The sequence below is a fragment of the Paracoccus jiaweipingae genome (assembly GCF_044335505.1).
Taxonomy (GTDB): domain Bacteria; phylum Pseudomonadota; class Alphaproteobacteria; order Rhodobacterales; family Rhodobacteraceae; genus Paracoccus.
In genome coordinates this window covers 638,673-662,011 of the sequence record NZ_JBISBS010000001.1, presented here as the reverse complement: position 1 = coordinate 662,011, position 23,339 = coordinate 638,673, and the positions used below count along the sequence as shown (strand labels likewise).

The 23,339-nt window shown below is 65.6% G+C and carries 22 protein-coding genes and 1 pseudogene; 9 read left to right on the top strand and 14 right to left on the bottom strand.

Annotated features, from left to right (window positions below; genetic code table 11):
* Positions 1-51: 51 nt before the first annotated feature.
* Positions 52-636 carry a TetR/AcrR family transcriptional regulator gene (locus ACFXP9_RS03325; protein ID WP_397205273.1) on the bottom strand — a complete coding sequence of 195 codons (585 nt, stop codon included), beginning with the start codon at positions 634-636 and terminating at the stop codon, positions 52-54.
* A gap of 103 nt (positions 637-739) precedes the next feature.
* On the opposite strand from ACFXP9_RS03325, the gene ACFXP9_RS03320 reads away from it, so the two are divergent.
* The 3 genes from ACFXP9_RS03320 to ACFXP9_RS03310 all read left to right on the top strand — a co-directional run bounded on the left by ACFXP9_RS03320 (position 740) and on the right by ACFXP9_RS03310 (position 3,103).
* The gene (locus ACFXP9_RS03320) at positions 740-1,114 is read left to right on the top strand and encodes a hypothetical protein (protein ID WP_397205275.1); all 375 of its coding nucleotides are present in this window, start codon (positions 740-742) and stop codon (positions 1,112-1,114) included.
* A 65-nt stretch (positions 1,115-1,179) separates the two neighbouring features.
* Complete coding sequence (locus ACFXP9_RS03315; protein ID WP_397205277.1) at positions 1,180-2,343, top strand: alpha-hydroxy acid oxidase; 1,164 nt, start codon at positions 1,180-1,182, stop codon at positions 2,341-2,343.
* A 127-nt stretch (positions 2,344-2,470) separates the two neighbouring features.
* Positions 2,471-3,103: a 50S ribosomal protein L25/general stress protein Ctc gene (locus ACFXP9_RS03310; RefSeq protein WP_397205279.1), complete on the top strand. Its 633-nt coding sequence runs from the start codon at positions 2,471-2,473 to the stop codon at positions 3,101-3,103.
* Positions 3,104-3,157: 54 nt separating this feature from the next.
* Here ACFXP9_RS03310 and ACFXP9_RS03305 read toward each other — a convergent pair whose 3' ends face one another.
* On the bottom strand, positions 3,158-3,781 hold the full coding sequence (locus tag ACFXP9_RS03305) for a hypothetical protein (protein WP_397205281.1): 624 nt from the start codon (positions 3,779-3,781) through the stop codon (positions 3,158-3,160).
* A 78-nt stretch (positions 3,782-3,859) separates the two neighbouring features.
* Between ACFXP9_RS03305 and trmFO the strand changes: the two genes are divergently transcribed.
* Both trmFO and gluQRS read left to right on the top strand, forming a co-directional pair.
* Positions 3,860-5,194 carry a methylenetetrahydrofolate--tRNA-(uracil(54)-C(5))-methyltransferase (FADH(2)-oxidizing) TrmFO gene (gene trmFO, locus ACFXP9_RS03300; protein ID WP_397205283.1) on the top strand — a complete coding sequence of 445 codons (1,335 nt, stop codon included), beginning with the start codon at positions 3,860-3,862 and terminating at the stop codon, positions 5,192-5,194.
* Positions 5,176-6,012 (top strand): tRNA glutamyl-Q(34) synthetase GluQRS, encoded by an 837-nt coding sequence (gluQRS, locus tag ACFXP9_RS03295; protein ID WP_397205286.1) that lies wholly within the window; start codon positions 5,176-5,178, stop codon positions 6,010-6,012. The genes trmFO and gluQRS overlap by 19 nt, the downstream gene beginning before the upstream one ends.
* Before the next feature lie 40 nt (positions 6,013-6,052).
* On the opposite strand, the gene hisI is transcribed toward gluQRS, so the two are convergent.
* Positions 6,053-6,409 carry a phosphoribosyl-AMP cyclohydrolase gene (gene hisI / locus ACFXP9_RS03290; RefSeq protein WP_397205288.1) on the bottom strand — a complete coding sequence of 119 codons (357 nt, stop codon included), beginning with the start codon at positions 6,407-6,409 and terminating at the stop codon, positions 6,053-6,055.
* Between the two features lie 123 nt (positions 6,410-6,532).
* Here hisI and ACFXP9_RS03285 point away from each other — a divergent pair, with 123 nt between their 5' ends.
* On the top strand, positions 6,533-6,964 hold the full coding sequence (locus ACFXP9_RS03285; RefSeq protein ID WP_397205290.1) for an iron-sulfur cluster assembly scaffold protein: 432 nt from the start codon (positions 6,533-6,535) through the stop codon (positions 6,962-6,964).
* Between the two features lie 368 nt (positions 6,965-7,332).
* On the opposite strand, the gene recG is transcribed toward ACFXP9_RS03285, so the two are convergent.
* The 4 genes and pseudogenes from recG to sciP all read right to left on the bottom strand — a co-directional run bounded on the left by recG (position 7,333) and on the right by sciP (position 12,878).
* A complete protein-coding gene (gene recG / locus ACFXP9_RS03280) occupies positions 7,333-9,441 on the bottom strand; it encodes an ATP-dependent DNA helicase RecG (RefSeq protein ID WP_397205292.1) in 2,109 nt (702 codons plus the stop codon).
* Positions 9,434-11,638 (bottom strand): NAD-dependent DNA ligase LigA, encoded by a 2,205-nt coding sequence (gene ligA / locus ACFXP9_RS03275; protein ID WP_397205294.1) that lies wholly within the window; start codon positions 11,636-11,638, stop codon positions 9,434-9,436. The genes recG and ligA overlap by 8 nt, the downstream gene beginning before the upstream one ends.
* Before the next feature lie 148 nt (positions 11,639-11,786).
* A pseudogene (ctrA, locus tag ACFXP9_RS03270) lies at positions 11,787-12,497 on the bottom strand (response regulator transcription factor CtrA).
* 93 nt (positions 12,498-12,590) lie between these two features.
* Positions 12,591-12,878: a CtrA inhibitor SciP gene (sciP, locus tag ACFXP9_RS03265; protein WP_397205298.1), complete on the bottom strand. Its 288-nt coding sequence runs from the start codon at positions 12,876-12,878 to the stop codon at positions 12,591-12,593.
* Positions 12,879-13,039: 161 nt separating this feature from the next.
* On the opposite strand from sciP, the gene mnmA reads away from it, so the two are divergent.
* Entirely contained in the window at positions 13,040-14,203 is a 1,164-nt protein-coding gene (gene mnmA, locus ACFXP9_RS03260; protein WP_397205300.1) for a tRNA 2-thiouridine(34) synthase MnmA, read from the top strand.
* On the opposite strand, the gene ACFXP9_RS03255 is transcribed toward mnmA, so the two are convergent.
* A complete protein-coding gene (locus ACFXP9_RS03255) occupies positions 14,200-14,613 on the bottom strand; it encodes a SufE family protein (protein ID WP_397205301.1) in 414 nt (137 codons plus the stop codon). The genes mnmA and ACFXP9_RS03255 overlap by 4 nt on opposite strands.
* Positions 14,614-14,731: 118 nt before the next feature.
* On the opposite strand from ACFXP9_RS03255, the gene ACFXP9_RS03250 reads away from it, so the two are divergent.
* Positions 14,732-15,244, top strand: a complete 513-nt coding sequence (locus tag ACFXP9_RS03250) for a hypothetical protein (RefSeq protein WP_397205303.1) — start codon at positions 14,732-14,734, stop codon at positions 15,242-15,244.
* Positions 15,245-15,298: 54 nt separating this feature from the next.
* Here the strand turns inward: ACFXP9_RS03250 and ACFXP9_RS03245 are convergent, their stop codons facing one another.
* The 4 genes from ACFXP9_RS03245 to ACFXP9_RS03230 all read right to left on the bottom strand — a co-directional run bounded on the left by ACFXP9_RS03245 (position 15,299) and on the right by ACFXP9_RS03230 (position 18,923).
* Positions 15,299-15,841 carry a GNAT family N-acetyltransferase gene (locus tag ACFXP9_RS03245; protein ID WP_397209975.1) on the bottom strand — a complete coding sequence of 181 codons (543 nt, stop codon included), beginning with the start codon at positions 15,839-15,841 and terminating at the stop codon, positions 15,299-15,301.
* Positions 15,842-15,938: 97 nt separating this feature from the next.
* Positions 15,939-16,211, bottom strand: coding sequence for a 50S ribosomal protein L27 (rpmA, locus tag ACFXP9_RS03240; protein WP_397205307.1), 273 nt, complete (start codon positions 16,209-16,211; stop codon positions 15,939-15,941).
* A gap of 3 nt (positions 16,212-16,214) precedes the next feature.
* Positions 16,215-16,892: a 50S ribosomal protein L21 gene (locus ACFXP9_RS03235; protein ID WP_397205309.1), complete on the bottom strand. Its 678-nt coding sequence runs from the start codon at positions 16,890-16,892 to the stop codon at positions 16,215-16,217.
* A gap of 207 nt (positions 16,893-17,099) precedes the next feature.
* Positions 17,100-18,923 carry an ABC-F family ATP-binding cassette domain-containing protein gene (locus ACFXP9_RS03230; RefSeq protein ID WP_397205311.1) on the bottom strand — a complete coding sequence of 608 codons (1,824 nt, stop codon included), beginning with the start codon at positions 18,921-18,923 and terminating at the stop codon, positions 17,100-17,102.
* Between the two features lie 109 nt (positions 18,924-19,032).
* On the opposite strand from ACFXP9_RS03230, the gene ACFXP9_RS03225 reads away from it, so the two are divergent.
* On the top strand, positions 19,033-19,983 hold the full coding sequence (locus ACFXP9_RS03225; protein WP_397205313.1) for a nucleoside hydrolase: 951 nt from the start codon (positions 19,033-19,035) through the stop codon (positions 19,981-19,983).
* Positions 19,984-20,136: 153 nt separating this feature from the next.
* Here the strand turns inward: ACFXP9_RS03225 and ACFXP9_RS03220 are convergent, their stop codons facing one another.
* Together ACFXP9_RS03220 and bamA are read right to left on the bottom strand one after the other, a co-directional pair.
* Positions 20,137-20,973: an OmpH/Skp family outer membrane protein gene (locus ACFXP9_RS03220; protein ID WP_397205315.1), complete on the bottom strand. Its 837-nt coding sequence runs from the start codon at positions 20,971-20,973 to the stop codon at positions 20,137-20,139.
* Between the two features lie 9 nt (positions 20,974-20,982).
* Positions 20,983-23,328: an outer membrane protein assembly factor BamA gene (gene bamA / locus ACFXP9_RS03215; protein WP_397205317.1), complete on the bottom strand. Its 2,346-nt coding sequence runs from the start codon at positions 23,326-23,328 to the stop codon at positions 20,983-20,985.
* Positions 23,329-23,339: the final 11 nt, after the last annotated feature.

Genomic DNA, 23,339 nt, shown 5'->3' with positions numbered 1-23,339 from the left:
TGCGGGCGGCAAAGAAAAGGGGGCGCGGTAACGTGGTGCAAAGCGCTTGCCTCAGGCGCCGACGGCCCCGCGCACCAGCGTCCAGTAATGCGCCTGCACGGCGGCGCGGTCCAGGCGCCCGCCCTCGCGATACCAGTTCGTCACCCCGGTCAGCATCGCGATCAGCGCCATGGTCGTCAGCCGCGCATCGTCGATGCGCATTACCCCGGCCTGCGCGCCGTCGCGCAGGATCACCTCCAGCGCGTCCTCGTAATCGCGGCGCAGCCGGGCGATGGCGGTGTGATTGGCGGGCGACAGGTTGCGCAGCTCCATATAGGACAGAAACACCGCCTCGGGGTGGTCAAGGCTGGTGGCGATGTGAAAGCGCGAAAACGCCTGTAGCCGCGCCACCGGGCCGTCCTGAACCGGGTCGCGCCATTGCGCCAGCAGGTCCTGCATATGGCTGCGCAACAGGTCGAACAGCAGTGCCTCTTTATCGGCGGTATAGGCGTAAAGCGTGCCTGCCTGCACCCCCACCGCCGCCGCGATCTGGCGCATGGTGACAGCGGCAAAACCGTGACGCGCGAACAGCTTGCGCGCCTGTTCGCGGATCAGGGGACCGGTGATGTCAGCGCGGGAACCTGTCGTGCGTGCCATGCCCGCAATCTAGGGTGGATTGCGGGCGGGGGAAAGCCGTCACATTGCCCTTGGCGGCGCGCGCCCCTAATCTGGCGCGCAGGGTAACGGAAAGGATGCGCGGATGCGGGGTCTGGGGGTGACGGTGCTGGTGCTGACAGCGCTTGGCGGATGCGGCGGCACGCCACAGGCCGGCGATTACCCGCGGCTTTTGCCGATGGAACAGCTGCTGGCCGAGCCACACATGGCCACCGGGTCCGCCGACAGTCCCGACACCGTCAGGGCCGAACTGGCTGCGCAGCGCCAGCGCGTGCAGTCCAGTGCCGAACGCACCCGTCAGGCCACCCCGGCGCCGACCGACCTTGCCGCGCGCGCCCGCGCCCTGACGGCACGGGCCGATGCGCTGCGCGGCGCGGGCGGCGATTGCGGCGCCGCCGGCCAGCCCCCCTGCCCGCCGAGCCCCGCACCCGCCCCCCCTGCCGCGCCTGCGGCACAATAGCCGTTGCGCTGGCAAAGCCGCCGCTGCTAGGTTTGCGGCCTGCGTTCTGGGGGAAGGAAACCGCGATGCCCGTGATCACCTGCATTGACGATCTGAAACAGATCTATCGCCGGCGCGCGCCGCGCATGTTCTATGACTATGCGGAATCGGGCAGCTATACCGGCCAGACCTTTGCCGAAAACACCAGCGATTTCGCACAGATCCGGCTGCGCCAGAAGGTTGCGGTCGATATGTCCGACCGCAGCACCGAAAGCGCCATGATCGGCCAGCGCGTCGCCATGCCGGTGGCGCTGGCCCCGGTCGGCCTGACCGGTATGCAGCACGCCGATGGCGAAATTCTGGCCGCCCGCGCCGCCGAGGATTTCGGCGTCCCCTTCACCCTGTCGACCATGTCCATCTGCTCGATCGAGGATGTCGCCGCGCAGACCACCCGGCCCTTCTGGTTCCAGCTTTACGTCATGCGCGATCAGGATTTTCTGGAAGCGATCATCAACCGCGCCAAGGTCGCGGGCTGTTCGGCGCTGGTGCTGACGCTGGATCTGCAAATCCTTGGCCAGCGCCACAAGGACCTGAAAAACGGCCTGTCCGCCCCGCCCAGGCTGACCCTGCCCACGCTGCTGAACCTGGCGACGAAATGGCGCTGGGGGATGGGAATGTTGCAAACGAAGCGGCGCTTCTTTGGCAATATCGTCGGCCATGCCAAGGGGGTGACCGACGCGGCCAACCTGTCCAGCTGGACGGCGGAACAGTTCGACCCGCGCCTTGACTGGGACAAGATCGCCCGCATCCGCGACCTGTGGGGCGGCAAGCTGATCCTGAAAGGTATTCTGGACGAAGACGATGCCCGCATGGCCGCCGATTTCGGGGCCGATGCGATTGTGGTGTCCAACCATGGCGGGCGCCAGCTGGACGGGGCGCTGTCCTCTATCCGCATGTTGCCGCGCATCGTGCAGGCGGTGGGCGATCAGGTGGAAATCCACATGGACAGCGGCATCCGCAGCGGACAGGACGTGCTGAAGGCGCTGGCCCTTGGCGCCACCGGCACCTATATCGGGCGGGCCTTCGTCTATGGGCTTGGGGCGATGGGTCAGGCCGGCGTCACCACGGCGCTTGAGGTGATCCGCAAAGAGCTGGACACCACCATGGCGCTGTGCGGCGAACGCGACATCCGCAATGTCGGGCGGCATAACGTGCTGCTGCCCGAGGGGTTTACCACCTGCTATTCCTGACCCCCGGCCTTCGGCGCCATCGCACGGATCGCGGCTTTCCTTCCGCCGCGATCCATGCTAAGGGCGCAGCCTTGCGGCCCGACACCCTTGGAGGATGGCCGCCGTTTTTAACATGAAGGACCAAACTATGGCCAAAGAGATTCCGAATCTGGTGGCCGAGGCACGGACGGGGACAGGCAAGGGGGCCGCTCGTCAATCCCGCCGCGAAGGCAAAGTGCCCGGCATCGTTTATGGTGACCACAAGGACGCGCAACCCATCGCGTTCGACTTTAACTATCTGCTGACCAAGCTGCGTCAGGGCCGCTTCATGTCGACCCTGTGGAACCTTCAGGTCGAAGGTCAGGAAGACGTTCGCGTCATCTGCCGTGCGGTTCAGAAAGACGTGGTCAAGGACCTGCCGACGCATATCGACTTTATGCGCCTGCGCCGCACCAGCCGTGTGAACCTGTTCATCCCGGTCGAGTTCATCAACGAAGACAAGTGCCCCGGCCTGAAAAAAGGCGGCACCATGGTCGTTGTGCGCAACGAGGTCGAACTGAAAGTCACCGCCGGTGACATCCCCGACCACCTGACCGTGGATCTGGACGGCAAGCAGATCGGTGACACCATCCATATCGACGACATCGTGCTGCCCGAAGGCACCCGCAAACTGGTCGATCGCAACTTCGTGATCGCCAACATCACCGCCCCGTCGGCGCTGATGTCCTCGGAAGCCGAGGAAGCCGGTGAAGAGGCCGCTGCCGAAGAGGCCGCCGAATAAGTCACGCCCTGCGCGTCACATTCCGGGGCAGTGCCAGTCGGCGCTGCCCCTTTTTCATGCGCCCGCCCCCTGTGCCGCATCGCCCCGGATCAGCGCGACTTCGGCCGTTTCCTGTGCCTCGCCCAGAATGTGCCAGCCACTGCGCTCGAACCGTGACAGGATGCGGTGAAAGGCAATGCGGCCATAAATCCAGGGATGCAGGCGCACGACAATGGCGCGCAGTTCGGCGGGGATCGGCTGTTCCAGCAGTGCCTGTTCAGCCCCGCCGATATTCAGCACCAGCACATTCGCCCCCGACCGGCGCAGCAACCGCGACAGGCGCCGCGTCGGGGCGGCGTCCGGCGCGGCATCGCTGCCACTATCGCTGTCGGTCTCGGGGCGCAGCCGCACCGGCATCACATGCACCCCCTGCCCGAATGCCGCGCGCAGGTTGCGGCGCAGATGCAGGACCAGCGCCGGGTCAGGCTCGACCGGGGTGACATTGCCAACCCCGACCACCTGACCGGCGGCAATACTGGTCAGCCCCAACCCGGCCCCCAGATCCAGCACTTTATCGCCGGGGCGCAGCACCCGGCGCAGCAGTTCGGCCATCCGAACGGCATGAGGCGCGACCGGGTTCACCCCCTTGGGGGCGGACAGGGCCGCCGGGTCGCCAGCGGTGTTTTCGGACTGATCCATCAGCTGTCCCCTTGAGCGAAGGCGCCGTGACTGATACCAGACCGGCTTGCTACGAACCAGCTTGCAAAGGGGTCAGCCATGGAACCGGTTCACATCATCGGCGCGGGACTTGCCGGGTCCGAGGCCGCCTGGCAAGTGGCCCGCGCGGGCGTGCCCGTGGTGCTGCACGAAATGCGCCCGCAGGTGGAAACCTTTGCCCATCGCACCGGCGATTGCGCCGAAATGGTCTGTTCCAACAGCTTTCGCAGCGATGATGATGAAAACAACGCGGTCGGGCTGTTGCATTGGGAAATGCGTCAGGCTGGCGGGCTGATCATGGCCATGGCCGACCGCCACCGCCTGCCCGCCGGGGGGGCGCTGGCCGTTGACCGCGATGCCTTTTCCGCCGCCGTGACGCAGGCTTTGCGCGACGACCCGCTGATCAGCCTTCAGCCCGGCGAAATCACCGCCCTGCCCGATGACGGCAACTGGATCATCGCCACCGGGCCGCTGACCTCGGACGCGCTGGCCGGGGCGATCCGGGCACAGACGGGCACGGATTCGCTGGCGTTTTTCGACGCCATCGCCCCCATCGTCCATGCCGACAGCATCGACATGGGGATCTGCTGGCGCCAGTCCCGCTATGACAAGGGCGAGACCGAGGCCGAACGCACCGCCTATATCAACTGCCCGATGACCCGCGACGATTACGAGGGCTTCATCGACGCCCTGCTGGCCGCCGAAAAGACCGAATTTCACGAGGGCGAGACCGCAGGCTATTTCGACGGTTGCCTGCCGATCGAGGTCATGGCCGAACGTGGCCGCGACACGCTGCGCTTTGGTCCGATGAAGCCGGTCGGCCTGACCAACCCCCATAATCCCACCGAAAAGCCCTATGCCGTGGTTCAGCTGCGCCGCGATAACGCACTGGGAACACTGTATAATATTGTGGGCTTCCAGACCAAGATGAAATATGGCGCGCAGACCGGGGTGTTTCGCCGCATTCCGGGGCTGCAAAATGCCGCCTTCGCCCGGCTTGGCGGCATTCACCGCAACAGCTTTCTGAACAGCCCCACCCTGCTGGACGACCGGATGCGGCTGCGCGCGCGGCCCAACCTGCGCTTTGCCGGTCAGGTCACCGGGGTCGAGGGTTATGTCGAATCGGCCGCGATGGGCCTGCTGGCCGGGCGCATGGCGGCGGCACAGGCGCTGGGACAGGATCTGGCGCCGCCACCCCTGACCACCGCGATGGGCGCGCTGATCAACCACATCACCGGCGGCGCCGAGGCCAGGACGTTTCAGCCGATGAATGTCAATTTCGGGCTGTTCCCGCCGGTCGACGCCAAGGGCGGGCGCCGGGGCCGCAAACAGCGCTATCCGGCCTATACCGCCCGCGCCAAGCAGGATTTCACGACATGGCTGGCGGCACAGTAACCCGCTTTGCCCCTTCGCCCACCGGGTATTTGCATCTGGGTCACGCGCTGGCCGCCCTGACGGCGGCGCGGCTGGCCAGCCCCGGCGGGTTCCTGCTGCGGATCGAGGATATCGACCGCGACCGTTGCCGCCCCGCCTATGAAACCGCGATTTTTCAGGATCTGCACTGGCTGGGGCTGGACTGGCCCGAACCGGTCATGCGCCAGTCCGACCGCCTGCCCGCCTATCAGCAGGCGATCGACCGGCTGACGGCGATGGGGCTGACCTATCCCTGCCGCTGCCGCCGCGGCGATATCCGCGCCGCCCTGTCCGCCCCGCAAGAGGGCTGTCTGCCACATGGGCCGGACGGGCTGATCTATCCCGGCACCTGCCGCATACGCCCGATGGCCGATGCCGGACCGGATGACGTGATCCGCCTGAACGCGGCGGCGGCGTTCGACAGGCTGGCCTGTGATCAGCTTGGCTTTGACGAACAGGGCCAGCCACAGCGGCTGGACCGCGCGGGTTTTCTGGCGGGCATTGGCGATGTCATCCTGTCGCGGCGCGGCATGGGCACATCCTATCATCTGGCGGTGGTCATCGACGATGCCGCGCAGGGCGTCACGCTGGTCACGCGCGGGCGCGACCTGTTTGCCTCGACCTGGATACACGTTCTGCTGCAACGCCTGCTGGACCTGCCCATCCCCGCCTATCACCACCACCGGCTGATCCGCGACCCGGCGGGCAAGCGGCTGGCCAAGCGCGACAATGCCCGCGCCCTGCGCCAGTTACGGGCCGGGGGCGCCACCCCCGCCGACATCCGCCGGATGCTGGGGTAACAGGCATCTTCGTTGCCCAAATACCCCAAACCACCCCGCCTCAGACCATGGGGGTCATGATCTCGACCTCGTCATCGGCACGGATGGCGGTGTAAAAACAGCTGCGGCGGTTGGTGTGACAGGCCGGGCCGGTCTGTTCGATCAGCACCAGCACACAGTCGCGGTCACAATCGACGCGAAAATCGACCAGCTTCTGAATGTGGCCGCTGGTCTCGCCCTTGATCCAGAAGGATTGACGCGAGCGCGACCAATAGGTCACCCGCCCGCTGTCCAGTGTCCGCGCAACGGCTTCGGCATTCATCCACGCCATCATCAGCACATCACCCGTTACATGATCCTGCGCGATCACCGGGATCAGGCCGTTGGCGTCGTATTTCAGGCTGGCAGGGTCAAACATCGGCTTTCCTTTCGGGCTTGTCCGGGCTTAGATAGCCCCCCGCGCCCACCGGGGAAAGCCCCACGCACAGCCGCCACCAAGGCCCAAAGAAAGCCCCAAACGGAAAGCCCAAAAGGAAAGCCAATGTCCGACAGCGATCTGATGCAGCTTTATTCGCGCCGCATTCTGGCGCTGGCGGCTGATATTCCGCATCTGGGGCGGCTTGACGCGCCGGATGCGACGGCCTCGGTGCGCTCGCCGCAATGCGGCTCGACGGTGACGGTGGATGTGGGCGTGACCGATGCCCGCCTGACCCGGCTGGGGATGGAGGTCCGCGCCTGCGCCCTTGGGCAGGCTTCAGCCGCGGTGCTGGGGGCCGCCGCCCCCGGACAATCGCTGGACAGCATCCGCAAGGGCCGCGATCAGTTGCAGGCCATGCTGACCAGCGGCGGCCCGGTGCCCGACGCCCCCTTTGACGGGCTGGAGGTGCTGCTGCCCGCCCGCGAATTCGCCAATCGCCATGCCTCGATCCTGCTGGCCTGGAATGCCACGGTGCAGGCCATGGACGCCGCCTGACCAGCGAACAGCGAACAGCGAACAGCGAACAGCGAACAGCGAACAGCGAACAGCGAACAGCGAACAGCGAACAGCGAACAGGAAAAAACCGGCCCGTGAAGGGCCGGTCAAGTTGCGCGTTCTCACAGGGCCGGACAGGCGGACGACGCCGACAGAAACGTCGCGATCAAACGCGGGGCAGATGGCAAATGGATCAGCCGTTCAGCAAGGCCGGCAACCACAGCATGACGCCGGTGGTGATGGAAATGGCGGCGATCCCGGCGATGTCAGACAGGAATTCCTTGGTCATGGTCAGCACCCCTGATTGTGTTGCTACTTTGTTCTCATATCCGCAAGCGGCTGTAAAGAACTTTTTGCGAACATCGTGGTTAACCGGCGGACAACATCCTGATCGCCTTGTCCTGTTCCATCAGCCACAGCAGGCTGCGCATGGCCTGACCGCGCGCGGTTTCCATACCGGGGTCGCGTTCCAGAAACGCGCGCGCATCGCGCTGCGCCAAGGCCATCAGACCGGCCTGATGTTCCAGATCCGCAATGCGAAACCGTGGCAGACCCGATTGCGCGGTGCCAATCACATCGCCAGCGCCGCGAATCGCCAAATCTTCCTCGGCAATGCGAAAGCCGTCCTCGGTCTGGCGCATAATGGCCAGACGCCGCTGACCGGTTTCGCTGAGCGGCGCCCGATACAGCAGCAGACAGGTCGAGGCCCCGCGCCCGCGCCCCACCCGCCCGCGCAGCTGGTGCAACTGGGCCAGACCAAAGGATTCGGCGCGTTCAATCACCATGATCGTGGCTTCGGGCACATCGACACCGACCTCGATCACTGTGGTCGCCACAAGAATGCGCGCCGCACCGCTGGCGAAATCGGCCATGGCGGCATCGCGTTCCTCGGCGGACATCTGGCCATGCACCAGCCGCACCGATTCACCGAAATGGCGGCGCAGACCCTTGGCGCGTTCCTCGGCCGCTGTCAGATCGACACGTTCCGATTCGTCGACCAGCGGGCACACCCAATAGGCCCGCGCCCCCCCCTCCAGCGCCGAATGCAGGCGGGCCACCACCTCGGGCAGGCGGGTGTCGGGCAGGCTGACCGTCGTCACAGGCAGGCGTCCGGGCGGCTTTTCGTCGATCACCGAAACATCCAGATCGCCGTAATGCGACAGCGCCAGCGTGCGCGGAATCGGTGTCGCGGTCATGATCAGCATATCCACCGGCAGCGCCCCCTTGGCCGCCAGCGCCATGCGCTGCGCCACGCCAAAGCGGTGCTGCTCGTCGATCACCGCCAGCCGCAGATCGGCAAACTGGACCCGGTCCTGAAAAACGGCATGGGTGCCGACCAGAATATCGACCCGCCCGGCGGCCAGATCGGCCAGCACCTGCTGGCGCGCCTCGGCCTTGTCGCGCCCGGTCAGCAGCGCCAGCCGCACCCCCGCCGCCTGCGCCAGCGGGGTAAGGGCGCGGGCATGTTGGCGGGCCAGAATGTCGGTCGGCGCCATCATCACGCCCTGCCCGCCAGCCTCGACCGCGATCAGCAGCGCCAGCAGCGCCACCACCGTCTTGCCGGACCCGACATCGCCCTGCACCAGCCGGTTCATCCGCTGCGGCGTTGCCATATCGGCGGCAATATCGTCCAGCACGCGCTGCTGCGCCCCCGTCAGCGGCCATGGCAGCGACGACAGAACCCGCTGGCGCAAGCGGCCATCGCCCTGACTGGCCCGTCCCGGCTTGCGCCGCGCCGCACGCCGCGCCAGTGCCAGTGTCATCTGACGGGCCAGCAATTCGTCATAGGCCAGACGCGCGCGCGCCGGCGCATCGGGGGACAGATCGGCCACGGCCTGCGGGGCATGGGCCTGTTCCAGCGCGCCACGCCAGGACGGCCAGCCGCGTTCGGCCAGCACCCCCGCATCGACCCATTCCGCCAGATCGGGCGCCCGCGCCAAAGCCGCCGTCACGGCCTTGGCCATTTGCCGCGCGCTTAACCCGGCGGTCAGCGGATAGACCGGCTCGAACCCCTCGGGCGGGGGGGCGGATTCGGGCTGGATGTGATCGGGATGAACAATCTGGGGCATCCCGTCAAAGATTTCCGCCTTGCCCGAGACCACGCGACGCTGCCCGACCGGTAATTGCGCCTCAAGCCAGTCGCGGCGGGGGTGGAAGAAAACCAGTTGCAGCTCGCCACTGTCATCGCCGCAAAACACCCGCCATGGCCGCCCCCGCGCCGAGGGCGGGGCGTGGCGGTGAACGGTCACGGTGACAATCACCGTTTCCGGCGCGCGCAGATCGGCCAGCCGGTCCAGCCGGCGACGGCTGATGCCGCCGGTGGGCAGGGTCAGGATCAGGTCGCGCGGTCGGGTAATGCCCATCTGCGCCAGTGCTGCGGCACCGCGCGGGCCGGTTCCGGGCAGGGTCTCGACCTCAGCGAACAGCGGAAACAGGACCGGGGGGCGGCCCTTGACGGGGGGGGCGGCCTCAGCCATCACGCCCGGCCAGCCGCATCCACGCGGCTTCGTCGATCACCCGCACCCCCAGATCGGCTGCCTTCGCGGCCTTGCTGCCCGCACCCGGCCCCGCCACCACCAGATCGGTGCGGGCCGAAACCGAACCCGCGACCTTGGCCCCCAGCGCCTCGGCACGGGCCTTGGCTTCGGCGCGGGTCATCTGTTCCAGCGTGCCGGTAAAAACCAAGGTCAGACCAGCGATTTCGCTGTCGCTTGACGCCGGGGCCTCGGGCGGTGTGACCTGTTGTAACTGCGCGATCAGCCGGTCGATGACGCCACGCTCGGCTGGTTGGGCAAAGGCCAGAACCAGCGATTCCGCCAGCACAGCGCCAATGCCGTCAATGCTGACAAGGTCGTCCCAGGCGGCCCGCGCATCCGACGCGACCGTCGGATCGGCCTGCCACACCGCATTGCGGGCCTCGGCCAGCCGGGCGCGGCGGCCATCGCGTGCGGCGCGGTTGCGTTCATGGGTCGCGGCCTCTTCGGCCTGCATATGCCGTTCGGCGGCGGGGAAAGCGGCGTCAAGGGCGGCGATCATCTGTTCCAGCCCGCCGAAATGACGCGCCAGAATGCCGGATGCGACCTCGCCAACATGGCGGATACCAAGGGCGAAAATCAGCCGCGACAGGGCGATGCTGCGCCGGTCCTCGATGGCATCGAACAGCTTTTGAACCGAGCGTTCACCCCAGCCATCACGGTTCTTAAGCCGGGCCAGCTGTTCGCTGTCGCGCTGGCGCAGGGTGAAAATATCGGCCGGTTCACGGATCGGCAGCACCGGGTCGTGGTAAAAGGCTTCGATCTGCTTTGCCCCAAGCCCGTCAATATCGAACGCGGCGCGCGACACGAAATGCTTCAATTTCTCAATCGCTTGCGCCGGGCAGGCCAGCCCCCCCGTGCAGCGGCGCACGGAATCACCCGGCTCGCGCACCGCTTCCGAGCCGCATTCGGGGCAGTGGTCGGGGAAAACAAAAACCGGCGTGTCAGCAGGGCGTCGCGCCAGATCGACCGCGGCGATCTTGGGGATGACATCACCGGCGCGATAAACCTGCACCCAGTCGCCTGCGCGAATATCGACGCCATCGCGAATGGGCGCGCCCTGACTGTCAATGCCGGCGATATAATCCTCGTTATGCAGGGTGGCGTTGGACACGACGACCCCGCCAACGGTCACCGGGTCAAGCCGCGCCACCGGCGACAGCGCCCCGGTGCGGCCAACCTGAATCTCGATCGCGCGCAGGCGGGTCCAGGCCAGTTCGGCGGGAAATTTATGCGCCAGGGCCCAACGCGGTGTGGTTGCCCGAAAGCCCAGACGATCCTGCAAAGCCAGATCGTCAACCTTATAAACCACGCCGTCAATGTCATAGCCAAGCGTGGCACGTTGCGATTCAATCGCGGCCCATGTGTCCAGCATCTGATCCAGATTGTTGCAACGCTGCATCAAGGGGTTGATCTGAAAGCCGAAATCCCCCAACCGCCGCACCGCGTCGAATTGCGTTTCGGCCAGTGGCGCGCTGATCTGCCCCCAGGCATAGGCAAAATAGCGCAGCGGGCGGCTGGCGGTCACCGACGGGTCCAGTTGCCGTAACGACCCCGCCGCGGCATTGCGCGGGTTGGCAAAAACGCGCCCGTCGCCGCTGGCGTTCAGACGGGCAAAATCGTCATGGGTCATGTAAACCTCGCCGCGCACCTCCAGAATATCGGGGGCACCGGCGGGCAGAGTCTGGGGGATGTCGGGAATATGGCGGGCATTGGCGGTCACGTTTTCGCCGGTTTCGCCATCGCCACGGGTTGCGGCCTCGATCAGTTGACCATGCTCGTATCGCAGCGACAGCGACAGACCGTCGATCTTTGGCTCGGCGGTGAAGGCCAGCGGGCGCGAGGCCGACAGGCCCAGAAAATCGCGGCAACGGCGCAGGAAATCGGCCACCTCGTCATCCGAGAACGCGTTCGCCAACGACAGCATCGGTTTGCGGTGCCGGACCTTGGCAAAACCTTCGGCCGGGGCCGCCCCCACCTGCCCGGTGGGGCTGTCCATTGCGGCCAGTTGCGGATACCGCGCCTCCAGCGCCAGCAGCTCGGCCTTCAGGGCGTCATAGGCGGCGTCGCTGATCTCGGGTGCGTCGTCGCGATGATAGGCCAGATTGGCACGCGCGATCTGATCGGCCAGATTCCGCATCCGTGCCTGAACCCCATTGCGGTCCTGCCCAACCCTGTTTTCACCGTCCTGTCGCGTCACCTTGCAGACCCCCTGAACCGAACATCACTGTCGTTCCGGGGTTAGCCAGCGCAGGCCCTGCTTGTCCAGCACCGAAAGGAGAAGCCGTTCAGGCGCCAATGGCCAGACGTTCATCCATCGCCGGTTCCGGGTCGCGCAAGACATAGCCCCTGCCTCAGACGGTTTCGATATGGCTGACCCCATCCATCGCCTGGGCCAGCTTCTTGCGCAATTTGCAGACGAAGACGTCGATGATCTTCAACTCTGGCTCGTCCATACCGCCATAGAGGTGGTTGAGGAACATTTCCTTGGTCAGGGTGGTGCCCTTGCGCAGGCTAAGCAGTTCAAGGATCTGATATTCCTTGCCGGTCAGGTTGATCGGTCGCCCCCGCACCTCGACCGAGCGGGCATCGAGGTCGACCACCAGATCGCCGGTGCGGATAACAGCGTGGCTGTGCCCCTTCGAGCGCCGGATAATCGCCTGAATCCGCGCCACCAGTTCCTCGCGGTGGAAGGGCTTGGTCATGTAATCGTCAGCGCCGAAGCCAAAGCCGCGCAGCTTGCTTTCCGTGTCGTCCGACCCGGTCAGTATCAGGATCGGGGTGTCGATCCGTGACAGCCTGATCTGGCGCAAAACCTCCATCCCGTTCATGTCGGGCAGGTCCAGATCCAGCAGGATCAGGTCGTAATCATACAGTTTGGCAAGGTCGATCCCCTCTTCGCCCATATCGGTCAGAAAGACGTTATAGGCCGCATTGGTCAGCATCATCTCGATGCTGCGGGCGGTGGTTGCATCATCTTCGATCAAAAGAATACGCATGACGGCTGTTCCTTGATTCGGTCCTCTTGCCACCAGAGGTAAAGGGAAAAGGTTAATATCCCGTTACTCGCGTCTTTTTGATCATAATGCAACCTATAGTTGTTGCCCGATTTGCCGGTGACGCTGAATGGCCGTGACGCGCAGCCCTTTGGGACCATGCTTGCGCACCGCTGCAAGCCAGCTGTCAAATTCCTCTTCCGAGAGGTCATAGCGCGCCAGCGCCTGTTCGCGCGCGATCAGGCCGTGGGTCACCGCACGCACCACACAGGCCTTGCGGCTGGCCACCCAGCGCATTCCCGGTTGCGGCAGGTCGGCGAGGCTTAACACCTCGCCGCCGTCGAGGATCACGGTTCGCGGCCCCTCGCATTTCTTCAGATACATCGAACACCTCACTTGTTAACGGGTTCACTATGGCGCAAGCCCCTTAACATCCGGTGAACGTGACCCGATTTTCACTGCCCCGTGACTTGAGAACCCCGGCTTTTTCCTTATATTTTGCTTCAAATGCGACTGATCCGGCGCCTGTGCGCCCAAAGGTATCCATGACAGCACCAGCCCCTGCCCGCCCCGCAGCCCCTGCGGATGCGCCGATCAACAGCCTTGGTTTCGCCAAGCCCCCGTCCCGGACCCGTGTGGTCGTGGCGATGTCGGGCGGTGTCGACAGTTCCGTCGTGGCGGCGCATCTGAAAGAACAGGGCTATGACGTCATCGGCGTCACCTTGCAGTTGTATGACCACGGCGCGGCGCTGGCCAAAAAGGGCGCCTGCTGTGCCGGGCAGGATATTCACGACGCGCGCCGGGTCGCGGAACGCATTGGCATTCCGCATTATGTGCTTGATTATGAAAATAAATTCCGCGAATCGGTGATCGAGGAGTTTGCCGATGCCTATCTGGCCGGGGCAACGCCGGTGCCCTGCATCCGCTGCAATGAACGGGTCAAGTTCCGCGATCTGCTGCAAACCGCCCGCGATCTGGATGCCGATTGCATGGCGACGGGGCATTACATCCAGCGCCGTCAAGGGCCGTCGCGGGCCGAGCTGCACATGGCTGCCGACCCGAATCGCGATCAAAGCTATTTCCTGTTCTCGACCACGCAGGAACAGCTTGATTTCCTGCGCTTCCCGCTGGGGCACCTGACCAGCAAGGCCGAAACCCGCGCCATGGCCGCGCAATACGGGCTGACCGTGGCCGACAAGCCCGACAGTCAGGATATCTGCTTTGTCCCCAATGGCGATTATGCCAGCGTGATCGAAAAACTGCGCCCCGGCGCGGCCGATCCCGGCGATATTGTCGATCCGGACGGTCAGGTGCTGGGTCAGCATCGCGGGGTGATCCACTATACCATCGGCCAGCGCCGGGGGCTGGGGATCGGCGGGCTGGACACGCCGCTTTATGTGGTGGGGCTGGACCCCGACAAGCGCCATGTCATCGTCGGTCCGAAAACCGCGCTGGCCACCAGGATCGTGCCGGTGGCCGAGGTCAACTGGCTGGGGGATGTGCCCTTCGACGGCGAGATCGAGATCACCTGCCGCATCCGATCAACCCGGCCGCCACGCCCGGCGATCCTGCGCCCCACCGGTCCCCGCCGCGCCGAGGTCGAGTTGCTGACCCCGGAAGAGGGCGTCAGCCCCGGTCAGGCCTGCGTCTTCTATCAGGCCGACAGCAGCCGCGTGCTTGGTGGCGGCTGGATCACCCGCCGGGCTTAAGCCGCCGATTCGCGGATTCGCGCAATCATCGCCCGCACCCCGTTCGAGCGCTGCGCCGACAGATGTTCGGCCAGCCCCAGACGCGCCAGTTCCGCCTGCGCGTCAATTGCCGCGATCTGGCCACGGCGCACGCCCGCATACAGCGCGTGTAACACCGCGATCAGCCCGCGCACGATCAGCGCGTCGCTGTCGCCCTGAAAATCGAACCGCGCATCCGGCCCCTCGCCTTCGGGCAGGGGCAGGATCCAGACCTGACTGGCACAGCCATCAACCCTGGTAGCCGGGCTTTGCAACGCCGGGTCCATGGCCGGCATGGCTTTTCCCAGCTCGATCAGGTGACGATAGCGGTCCTCCCAGTCGTCCAGAAAGTCAAACGTCTCGACAATATCTTCGAAGGCGGGGCTGGCCATGGCGTTCTCCTTTTGCGGGCTTGGCATAGCGCGGGCAGGCCGCGGGGTCAAAGTGGCTTTCATCGCGGCAACCGATGGCATAAGACGGAAAAAATGCCCCAGCTTGCCGAGGCCGATGATGCGCATCCACCCCCTGACCCCCGCCCTTGCCCTGACCCTGCTGCTGTCGGGCTGTGGCAGTTTCAGCGGCGACAGCGGCCTGAACCCGCTTGGCTGGTTCAGCGGGCGTGATCGCGGACCGGAGACGCTGGCCCCGAAAGGCGGCTATCCCACCACGACTGCGGACGCGCGCCAGCCCATCGCCCATATCGCCAGCGCCGTGCTGAAGGATGTGCCCGATGGCAAGCTGCTGGTGGTCACCGGGATGGCGCCGACCAGGGGCTGGTGGGATGCCGAACTGGTGCCGGAACTGCCGCAGGTCGCGGGCCGGCTGCGCGGCGATCAGGACGGCATCCTGCGGCTGCGTTTCGTGGCACAGGCGCCCTATGCCGATTCGCCCGATGCGCGGGTGCCGGCCAATCCCAATGTCGACATGATCACCACCGCCCTGCCGATCAGCCGCATCACCATGGCCGGGCTGCGCGGCATCACCGTTTCCGGGGCGACGCAAGTCATCACCATCCGGCGCTGACCGGCGCGGCAGGGCGGGACAGCTTCCCCACCCGCCCGCGCGGGGCAGGCCCGCTTAGCCCATCTTGCGCAGATAGGTCCATGTCGGCACGCGGGCATTGCGCGCCACTGACCAGCTTTCGGCATCACCCAGATATTCAAAGCCGCTGTTCGTCAGCACCCGCGCAGAGCCGGGATTGTCCTGAAACGCCTCGGCAAACAGGGTGCGCGCGCCATGCAGATTGGCGCGCACCAGCGCCTCGACCGCCTCGGTGGCGAAACCGGTATTCCAGAACCCGGCCCCAACCCAGAAACCCAGTTCGGACTGGTTGTCATCCATATGTGTCAGCGACACCACCCCCAGCAATTCGGCAAGCTGATGTTCGGACCCGTCAATGGCCCAGACATCTTCGGCCCGGCCATCCTGCAAGGCGCGGGCGACATAGGCCTCGGCCGCGCCGGGCGGCAGCGGATGCGGAATGGCGCGGGTGCCCTCGGCGACCCGGCGATCGGCGGTGTAATGCGCGATCAGCCCGGCATCGGACAGACGCAGCGGACGCAGGGTAACGCGGCCCGCTGTGATCACGGGCTGCGCGACGGTGGTCTGCGTATCGGTCATTCTTTCCCCCTCCCCTCCGGCAGATGGCTGCCGGAACGCAAAAGGGGACCGGCCTGCGCCGATCCCCCCTGTTCAACATCGAAATGTGACGCCGGGCTTATTCGGCAGCTTCCAGTTCGGCGGGCAGGACCGAAATGAAGGTCCGGCCTTTCAGGCCTTTGCGGAAGGTCACCTGACCGTCGGTCAGGGCGAACAGGGTATGATCGCGACCCATGCCGACATTCTGACCCGGCCACCACTTGGTGCCGCGCTGGCGAACGATGATGTTACCGGCGATGGCTTCCTGACCGCCATACAGCTTGACGCCAAGGCGACGACCAGCCGAATCGCGACCGTTGCGGGACGAACCGCCTGCTTTCTTATGTGCCATGGATTAGTCCTTTTTCGCTTTGGCAAGCTCTTTGGCCTGCTTGATCCAATCTTCGCGCTCGATCCGGCCATGGAACGACAGCTTGTCGTCCATATATTCGATCTCGGCCTTTTTCCAAGCGGCGATCTGGTCGAAATGATAGACGCCGTTTTCGTGCAGCAGATCTTCCAGCTTGGGTCCAACACCCGAGATCAGCTTCAGATCATCGGCCTGACCGTCGCGCGCGGCGTCCAGCAGGTTGGCAGGACGGGTGCCGACGGTGCCGGATTTGGCGGCTTTCGTGGCAGCCGGGGCTTTGGCAGCGGGGGCCTCGGCGGCATAGGACGCGCCGGCGGTGCGGGCACCAATGGCGGCTTTCACGCCGGTCTTGTCGGCCCCATTGTCCAGCACGTCGGTCACGCGCAGCAGGGTCAGCTGCTGACGGTGGCCGCGGGTGCGCTGGCTGGAATGTTTGCGGCGGCGTTTGACAAAGGTGATGACCTTGTCGCCTTTGATCTGCTCGATCACTTCGGCCTGCACGCAGGCGCCATCGACCAGCGGCGCACCGATCGTGCCGCCAACCATCAGGATATCGTTGAACTGCACCTTTTCACCGGCCGAAGCGGCCAGCTTTTCAACGCGCAGCACGTCACCTGCCTGAACGCGGTATTGCTTGCCGCCCGTTTTCAGAACTGCGAACATCTGTTCTTCCTTGCTTTTCCGCATCCTGTGGCCCCGGTTTTGCACCGGCGTTGGTTGCCGTCGGACAGCGCCCCGTTTGCGGGGATCGTGAAAAATAACACACCGGCCAAAGGCAAATGCCAAGGCCGGGTGCGCTTTCCCTAGTGGATTCGCCCGCCCAAGTCAACGCCCAATGCCGTTGTGGCCCGGCCAGATGCGGGCCACGCCTCAGCCCTGGACGGATTTTTCCTCAAGCGCCAGCCATTCATCCTCGGCGGCGGCAAGTGCGGCCTGCCGTTCGGCCAGCGCCTCGGACGCCTTGGCGAATTTCGCCGGCGCGGTCTGGAACAGATCGGGCTGCGCCATGAATTCTGTCAGTCTGGCGATCTCGGCCTCCAGCCGTTCGATGACGGTTGGCAGCTCTTCCAAACGGTGCTTTTCGGTAAAGCTCAGCCCCGGTTTGGCGGGCTTTGCCCTGACCTCGGTCTTATCCTCGGCTTTCGGGGTCGGCTTGGCGGGCTTGACCTCGGGCGCGGGGGCCTGATCGCCGCGCTGAGCCTGATAATCGCCCCAGCCGCCGGGATAGATCACCGCCCGGCCATCCCCTTCCATCGCAACGGTTGCGGTGGCCACGCGGTCGATGAAATCGCGGTCATGGCTGACCAGCAGCACGGTGCCGTCATATTCGCCCAGGATATCCTGCAACAGGTCCAGCGTTTCGACATCCAGATCGTTGGTCGGCTCGTCCAGAACCAGCAGGTTCGAGGGTCTGGCCATGATCCGCGCCAGCAAAAGCCGCGCCTTTTCGCCGCCTGACAGGCTGCCGACCGGGGCGCGGGCCTGTGCCTCGTCGAACAGGAAATCCTTGAGGTATCCGACCACATGGCGGGGCTGGCCGCGCACCATCACCTGATCGGCCCGCCCCGAAACCCGCATATCCGGGTCGGCGGTCAGCGCGTCCCACAGGCTGACCTCGGGGTCGATGGCCGAACGGGCCTGATCGAACACCGCCATGTCAATATTCGTGCCAAGCTGAATGCTGCCCTGATCTGGCGCCAACTCTCCGGTCAGCATCTTGATCAGCGTGGTCTTGCCCGCACCGTTGGGGCCGACAAAGGCAATGCGGTCGCCGCGCAGCACCCGCAGGTCAAAGGGCCGCAGGATCACCCGGTCGCCAAAGGTTTTCGCAATGCCTTTGGCCTCGATCACCCGCTTGCCCGATTGCGGCCCGGCCTCAAACGCCATCGCGGCGGCACCCTGACGGCGGATCTGTGCGGCGCGTTCGGCGCGCAGATCGGCAAGCGCGCGGACCCGGCCCATATTGCGCTTGCGGCGGGCGCTGATGCCCTCGACCGCCCAACGCGCCTCGGCCTTGATCTTGCGGTCCAGCTTGTGGCGGGCCTCGTCCTCGGCGGCCCAGGTGGTTTCGCGCCAATCCTCGAAATGCTCGAACCCGCGTTCCTGCCGCCGCACCGCACCACGGTCGATCCACAGCGTGGCACGGGTCAGATGCCGCAAAAAGGCGCGGTCATGGCTGATCAGCACAAAGGCCGCGCGGGTGCTGGACAGGTGATCCTCAAGCCAGCCGATGGCCTGAATATCCAGATGGTTCGTCGGCTCGTCCAGCAGCATCAGGTCAGGGGCCTGCGCCAGCAGCCGCGCCAGCGCCGCCCGCCGCCGTTCCCCGCCCGAGGCGGTGGCGACCGGGCGTGCGGGGTCGAATTTCAGCCCCTCGGCGGCGATATCGACCAGATATTCCTCGGCCGGTTCCAGCCCGCCGCGCGCAAAATCGCCAAGCGTGGCGTATCCCGCCATCTCGGGCTCTTGTTCCATATAGCCGACGCTGGTGCCGGCGGGCATCACCACCTCGCCGCGGTCAGGCTCGACCAGCCCGGCCATGACCTTCATCAGCGTCGATTTCCCCGACCCGTTGCGCCCCACCAGCGCCACCCGGTCCCCGGCCTGCACGGTCAGGGACAAGCCGTCGAAAACGGGGGGGCCGCCAAAGGTCAGCGACAGATCGGTCAGTTGAAGCAAAGGTGCGCGTGCCATGCGCCGCAGCTAATGCCGGGCGCGGCCTGCGTCAATGGGCAGCCGCGCCGGGGCTTGCACGGCGCCGCCGCTTTGGGCCACAAGCAGGGCCTGCCTTGGGGGTTTTCACATGACGCGCAAGATCATTATCGATACTGATCCCGGACAGGACGATGCCATTGCCATCCTGCTGGCGCTGGCCAGCCCGGAATTACAGCTTCTGGGCCTGACCACCGTGGCCGGCAATGTGCCCCTGCCCCTGACCACCCGCAATGCCCGCGTCATCTGTGAACTGGCCGGGCGCACCGACATCCCGGTTTTCGCGGGTTGCGACCGGCCCCTGCGCCGCGATCTGGTCACCGCTGAACATGTGCATGGCAAATCCGGGCTGGACGGGTTTGACCTGCCCGATCCGGCCATGCCGGTGCAGCCGGTCCACGCGGTCGATTTCATCATCGACACGCTGCGCCGCCATGACAGCGGCACTGTGACACTGGTCCCGATCGGGCCGCTGACCAATATCGCCACCGCTTTTCGCAAGGCCCCCGACATCATCCCCCGCGTGGCCGGGATCGTGCTGATGGGCGGCGCCTATTTCGAGGTCGGCAACATCACCCCCGCCGCCGAGTTCAACATCTATGTCGACCCCGAGGCCGCCGCCGAGATCTTTGCCAGTGGCGTCAGGCTGACGGTGATGCCGCTGGATGTCACCCACCGCGCCCTGATCCCGCAGGGCTGGTCAGACGCCATGGCCCCGCATGGCCGGCTGGGGCGGGCGGTCGCGGGCTGGATGGGGTTTTACGAACGCTTCGACCGCGACAAATACGGCAGTTCGGGCGGGCCGCTGCATGACCCCTGCACCATCGCCTGGCTGATCGCGCCGCAAATGTTCTTTGGCCGCCACATCAACCTTGAGGTCGAGACCGAGGGCCGTTTTACCACCGGCATGACCGTGGCTGACTGGTGGGGGGTGTCGGGGCGCGCGCCGAATTGTCATTTCATGCGCGATCTGGACGCGACCGCCTTTTTCGCGCTGCTGTCCGGGCGTCTGAAAGCGCTGGCCGCGCAAGCCCCGGCCTGAGCCACCACGGCCCGACGGGACCGGCGGGCCTGCCGCCGGGCAGCCGCCACGCCGATGCGCACCCCCGCGCGCAATGGCGACAGATGGACCAGACCGCCCCGTCCTGCATCCCCACGCAGGGGGGCGGCCAACGCGGATGCCCCGATCAGACGGTCAGTTCTGCGACCGGCCGTCGGCTGTGTCGCTGGACGGCCTGGCCCCGGACGGTTGTGACGCATCATCCGGGCCTGCACCCGCATCGCCCTGATCCGCCGGGACCGGCGCGCGCAGATCGCTGCCATCGCCAAGCTGATCATTGATGCGGGCAATCAGCACGGCGGTAATGTCGATGCCCTGCAAAGACAGAAACACCGTGCGCTGATCCAGCACCGCAACGGCGCCACGGGCCTGCATTTCGGTGCCGATAATCGGGATCACGGCGCGGAAAAACGCCGCCCTGTCGGTTTCGGCCCGCTGGTTCAGATCGCGCAGCGCCGCGGCGCGTTCGGCCCGGATGCGCGTGGCACGCTGGTCGAACGCCTCGGCCTGCTGGCGAAAATCGGTGGGTGACAGGGTTTTGCGACGCTCGGTCAGTTCGGCCTCTTCCTGGGCCAGTTGCGCGGCCAGACGGTCGTTTTCCGCCGCCAGCGCGCGTCCGTCACGCTCGAACTCGGCCTGCGCGCGCAGACCCCAGTCCGAACGGGCGTATAAAACCTCCTGATCGACGGTCAGCACCGGGACATGCTGGCCATCGGGCAGGTTTCCGGGGATCGGCGCGGGGGCCGCAAGGCCAGCCGCCGCGCCATCCGTGGCCGCCCGGTCATCGCCAGCCGCTGGCCGCTGTGCCGCGTCCGCCCCGGTATCGGCGGCACCGGCGGTCATCGGCAGGGTGGAAACCGGCGCCGACAGGCCGGGCGTGGCCGGGGCCTCGGCGGTCTGCGCCTGACCGGCCAGCGGCAGCATCACCGCCAGCGACCCGATCCACGTCCAGAAACCGCCCGCTGCCCGCATTGCCCGTCCTCAGAACTGGGTCGAGATGGTCAGGTCGAACTTCTGTTCCTCGTCGTAATCTTCTTTTTTCAGCGCCTTGGCATAGTTCAGGCGCAGCGGCCCGATTGGCGTGCTCCAGAAGATCGAGGCCCCGATGGCGGCGCGGACATTCATGTCCGAGGTATCATTGCCATCGGCATCAAACAGATTGGCCCCGGTCACCGCCCTGGTGGCGTCATTCAGCCCCCAGACCGAACCGACATCCGCGAACAACCCGCCCTGAATGCCATATTCCTCGGGCAGGCCGATGGGAAAGCGTGCCTCGGCGCGGGCGACCCAATACATATTGCCGCCAAGCCCGTCCTGATCCTCGGTCGCGAAATCGCGCGGGCCGATCCCGTCGGGCTTGAACCCCCGGATCTTCGAGCCGTTGTTGAAACGGTCGATGATGCGGCTGTTCTGATCGCTCAGCATGTGGATGGCACCGGCCTCCAGCTCGGCGGTCAGGACCACATCCTCGCGCCAGGCGGTGCTTTGCACCCCGGCCAACAGCGAGGTGGTCACCGATTTTACATCGCCCCCCACCCCGGCATAGTCCTGCCCAAAGCGCAGCTTATAGCTGGTATTGGGGTTCAGCCCGGTGCGCCGGGTGTCGTAATTATAGGTATACCCGATGGCCGAGGTCAGCAGGCTGCCCTCTTCGGACAGGATAATGTCCGAAACCTCGCCCTTTTTGACATCGGAAATGGTCTGTTCGGCCAGCTTATAGCGCAGCTCGAACCGGCCATTTTCCGACACCGGGAATTCCACCCCCAGCGACAGCCCGACACTGCGGGTATTATACGCCGCATAAAGCGAGTCGGTGGTGTTATACCAGATCGAGCTGCGGAACCGCAGATCGCGGCCCAGGAAGAACGGCTCGACAAAGGTAAAGTTGCTGTTCTGGTCGCCCTTGGCGGTCGACACGGCCAGGTTCACCTCCTGGCCGCGACCCAGAAAGTTCTTTTCCGACAGCGCCGCGTTAAAGCCCACGCCCGAATTGGCGCCATAGCTGGCCCCGAAAGACAGGCTGCCGGTGGGCTGTTCCTCGACATTGACGTCGACCACGACCTGTTGCGGGCCGCTGCCCTCGCGGCTTTCGGCCTGCACATCCGCGAAATACCCCAGCGCGCGGATGCGTTCGGCGGCATTGCGGATCTCGCGCGGGTTGAACGGGTCGCCCTCGACGCTGCGGAACTGGCGCCGGATCACCCGGTCCAGCGTGGTGGTGTTGCCCTCGATGTCGATGCGTTCGACAAAGACGCGCGGCCCGCGGGTCAGCGCGAAGGTCAGATCCAGCGTCTGGCCACGCTTGTTGCGGGTGATGCGCGGTTCGATATTGACGAAATCCAGCCCCTGCTGAATGGCGACGGTTTCCATCCGGCGGATGGTGTTGTCGATATCGGCGGGGTTATAGACCGCCCCGCGCCGCACCCGGTTCTGCGCCGCGAAGGGCGCCACATCGACACCGGCGATTTCGCTGATCGTGTCGACATGGGCAAAGCGATAGCGCGGCCCCTCCTCGATTGCGAAGGTGATGAAGAAGGCATCGCGTTCGCGCGCAATCTCGGGCGAGACGGCCTGAACCTTGAAATCGGCATAGCCCTGCGCGCGATAGAAATCGGTCAGCAGCTTTTCATCCAGCGGGATACGCTCGGGGGCGAAGGTGTCGCGCTTGATGAAGGTGCGCAGGATGCCCGCCTGCTTGGTTTGCAGCACATTGCGCAGCTTGCGGTCGGAAAAGGCGCGGTTGCCGGTAAAGCCGATGCGCTCAATCTCGGTCACGTCGCCTTCGCGCACCTCGAAGACCAGATCGACGCGGTTGCCCTCGCGGCGGATGATGCGCGGGTCGACCCGCGCCGCCAGCCGGCCCTGCGCGGCGTAAAGCTTGCTGATCTCGACGGCGTCGGCCTCGGCCTGCGCGGGGGAATAGACGCGGCGGGATTTGCTTTTGACCACCTGCGACAGGATATCGTCCTTGACGCGGCGGTTGCCTTCGAAATTGATGATGTTGATGGTCGGGTATTCCACCACCTTGATGACCAGCGTCCCGCCCTGCGGCACCACATCGACGCTTTCGAACAGGCCCGACCCCAGCAGCCGCTGCACGGCGTCGTTCAGATCGCCTGCGCTGACCTGCGCGCCCCGCGCCACATTAGCATAGGACAGGATGGTCGCCGCCTCGATGCGCTGCGCGCCTTCGATGCGCAGATTGTTGAACACATAGGCCGCCGCCGGTTGCGGGGCGGTGATCACCGGTGCCGCCACGGCCAGCGCCAGCGCCATGGCCACGCCGCCGCGCAGGAACCGTTTGTCGTTGAAAATGCTGGTCGTCATGGCCGCCCCTC